This is a genomic window from Bradyrhizobium sp., from assembly GCF_049691595.1.
GTDB lineage: Bacteria > Pseudomonadota > Alphaproteobacteria > Rhizobiales > Xanthobacteraceae > Bradyrhizobium.
Genome location: NZ_JBAVNZ010000596.1, coordinates 1 through 3231 on the forward strand (window position 1 = coordinate 1; position 3231 = coordinate 3231).

The 3231-nt window shown below is 61.7% G+C and carries 3 protein-coding genes; 2 read left to right on the forward strand and 1 reads right to left on the reverse strand.

All coding sequences use genetic code 11. The annotated features are described in order from the left end of the window. A partial coding sequence (locus WCE35_RS23885) for a citrate transporter (RefSeq protein ID WP_424595776.1) occupies window positions 1-1206 on the forward strand: 1206 nt, incomplete at its 5' end. A gap of 269 nt (window positions 1207-1475) precedes the next feature. Here WCE35_RS23885 and WCE35_RS23890 read toward each other — a convergent pair. Beyond that, the gene (locus WCE35_RS23890) at window positions 1476-1664 is read right to left on the reverse strand and encodes a hypothetical protein (RefSeq protein WP_424595777.1); all 189 of its coding nucleotides are present in this window, start codon (window positions 1662-1664) and stop codon (window positions 1476-1478) included. A 181-nt stretch (window positions 1665-1845) separates the two neighbouring features. Here WCE35_RS23890 and WCE35_RS23895 point away from each other — a divergent pair. After that, a partial coding sequence (locus WCE35_RS23895; RefSeq protein WP_424595778.1) for a pyrroloquinoline quinone-dependent dehydrogenase occupies window positions 1846-3231 on the forward strand: 1386 nt, incomplete at its 3' end.

Consider the following 3231-nt stretch of genomic DNA (forward strand, 5'->3'; position numbering starts at 1 on the left):
CTCGTGTTCGGAATTCCCGTCGACTTCATCCTGTTCGCGCTGACGCTGTTCGGCGTCGCGCTGTGGCATCATCACACGCTGCCTGTCGCGTTGACCGGGCTTGGCGCGATCATCATCTACAAGGTGGCCTTCACTGGCTTCAAGTACGGCGCCGGCATTGGCGGTCTCGGCCAGCACATGGTCCATGAATGGGTCACGCTGGCTAATCTGTTCCTGCTGCTGATGGGATTTGCACTGCTTTCCCGGCATTTCGAGGAGAGCAGAATTCCGGATGAGATGCCGGCGTGGCTTCCAGACGACTGGAAGGGTGGCGTGACCCTGCTGGTACTGGTGTTCGTGCTGTCGAGCTTTCTCGACAATATCGCCGCGGCGCTGATTGGCGGAACGGTGGCGCGGCATGTGTTCCAGGGCAAGGTCCATATCGGCTATCTCGCCGCCATCGTCGCCGCCTCCAACGCCGGGGGCTCTGGAAGCGTCGTCGGCGACACCACCACCACGATGATGTGGATCGCCGGGGTCAGTCCGCTCAGCGTCGTGGAAGCCTATGTCGCTGCGGTCGTCGCGATGCTCGTCTTCGCCGTGCCGGCGTCGATCCAGCAGCAGCGTTTTTCGCCGATCCAGAAAAATCCCCCGCGCGGATTGAAGGTCGATCCGATGCGTGTCTTCATCGTAGCGGCCATCCTCATTGCCGCGCTGGCCGCCAACCTGACCGCGAACCTGAAATTTCCCGCGCTACTCGATACGCTCCCGGTGCTGGGGCTTGCGGTCTGGGCGGTCATTCTTCTGACCGCCGGGCTGCGATCGCCCGACTGGTCGGTGATGCCGGAGACATTCAAAGGCACCATCTTCCTCCTTTCGCTCGTGACCGCCGCCTCAATGATGCCGGTCGAGAAACTGCCTGCCGCCAGCTGGCCGACAGCCCTCGGCCTCGGCTTTGTCTCCGCGGTGTTCGACAATATTCCACTGACGGCTCTCGCCCTGAAGCAGGGCGGCTATGACTGGGGCTATCTGGCCTACGCCGTCGGTTTCGGCGGATCCATGATCTGGTTCGGGTCGTCCGCCGGCGTCGCGCTGTCCAACATGTATCCCGAGGCCAAGTCTGTCGGACGCTGGATCAGCCAGGGCTGGCCTGTCGCCATCGCCTATGTCGTGGGGTTCTTTGTCATGCTTGCAGTGATCGGCTGGCGTCCCGACGCCCCGCTCTGATTGGCGTCAAGGCTCGCCGATCCTTTCGCGCCTGGGCTCGCCCTCGCCACGCGCCGCACCGACTGGCCGAAGGCGCAGGTCAAAATGGCGCGAACTCATGCCGGCCCGCTCGCGTCCCCCAATGTTCGCCTTGCCTCTTCCCGCCGGCCCCGACCCGGGAAGCAACCGGCCAGTGTTCGAGAAAAAAACCCGACGATGCGCGCTATGCCAGCGCGAAGGCAGCCGCGCGCCTTGATGTAAACAAAATCGGCGTATTTGGCGCTTGCGCGTCAATCTTGCCGGCTGTGGCGCAGGACTGTTCCGGTATTGAACAGTTGGCATGCTAAAAAACCGCCAAAAACGGCAATTTTATCCTCGCCAATGCCCCGCAACGGGTTGGTGTCGGTTTTCTCACGTCTCGGCACCATGCTCTGTCCATCAACACGGCTGGCGCAGGGTGTTGCCATGGGGACACGCATGGGACGAAGTCCTTTCTATGCATTCACAGTGCGGACAAAATCAGACTAGACTGTAGCCGTTCGGCCTGTCGAAATTGTCCCGCAAGCGGCACCACGAAAAATCGCATCGACAAGAGTTCAGGTGACGCGACCGCGGCAATGCAGGGATCACGAGCAAAAAAGCGTACTGGAGGAAGTGCCCATGAAGAAGCAACCAAATTATCTTACTTTGCCTGTTGCTGTTGTCATTGCGGCGACGTTTGCTGCATCGCCAACTTTCGCGCAAACCGTCGATACCGCGCGTATCGAGGCCGGCGGCCAGAATGACTGGCTGACCTACCACGGCTCCTACAAGTCCTATCACTACAGCCCGCTCGCCCAGATCAACGCGAGCAACGTCGCCAATCTGAACGTTGCCTGGATCCATATTCCAGGGCGCTCCACCCGCGGCCTGCAATCCATGCCGCTGGTCGCCGACGGCGTGCTCTACTACACGGGCTCCTACAGCCGGACCTTTGCGCTGAACGGCGCCACCGGCGAGGTGATCTGGTCCTATTTCCCGGAACTGGACGAGGCCTTGATCGCCCGGCAGACCCACTCGCCCTACAACCGCGGCGTCGCGCTCGGCGAGGGCAAGGTCTATGTCGGCACCATGGACGGCAGGCTCATTGCGCTGGACATGAAGACCGGGAAGGTGGCCTGGGATACCAAGCTGATCGATTCCCAAAAACTGACGGTCGGCTTCACCGGCGCGCCGCTTTACGCCAAGGGCACGATCGTGATCGGCTCGCAGGGCGGCGAATGGCCGGGCCGCGGCCCGATCTTCGGCGTTGATGCCGCAACGGGCAAGAAGAAATGGGAATTCCTGACGGTGGCCGGCACCGACGAGGCCATGAAGACCTGGGGCAATGATTCCTGGCGCACCGGCGGCGGTGGCGGCTGGATGCCGGGCACTTACGACTCCGAGACCAACACCATTTTATGGGGCACCGCCAACCCGGCGCCGCTCTACGATTGGTCGGGCCCCGATTACAAGACACAGGGCGCCCGCCCCGGAGACAATCTCTATACCACCTCGGTCATCGGCCTTGATGTCGATACCGGCAAGCTGAAGTTCTATCATCAGGAACTGCCGCACGACGCCTGGGACTTCGACAGCTCGGTCGGCGAGTTCGTGATGCTCGAGCGCGACGGCCAGAAGCTCGTGGTGCATCCCAACAAGGGCGGCTTCGTCTTCGTCTACGACCGCAATCTCGCGGTGAAGAACGTCTGGCGGCTCGTTGAGAACATCAACTTCGTCAAGGATATCGACCCCAAGACCGGCGCGCTGATCGGTCGCCGCGATTTCCCGGCAGGGAAGGTCACCAGTCCGCCGCTGTGCCCATACATTGGCGGCGGCATCAGCTGGAACGGCGGTTCATACAACCCGAAGACGGGCCTTTACTACAAGATCGGCCAGGAATGGTGCATGACGCTTGATATCGTCAAGACGACGCCGGTGACCGCCCCACAGGCGCAACTCAATATCGGCGCCGATTTCAAGATCGCACCTCCTCCGGGCGGCGAGATCTATGGTCATCTCGACGCC

What these genes read in the sequence shown, in the direction of transcription:
- WCE35_RS23890 (WP_424595777.1), bottom strand. Translation starts at nt 1,664, where the DNA reads ATGCGTGTCCCCATGGCAACACCCTGCGCCAGCCGTGTTGATGGACAG.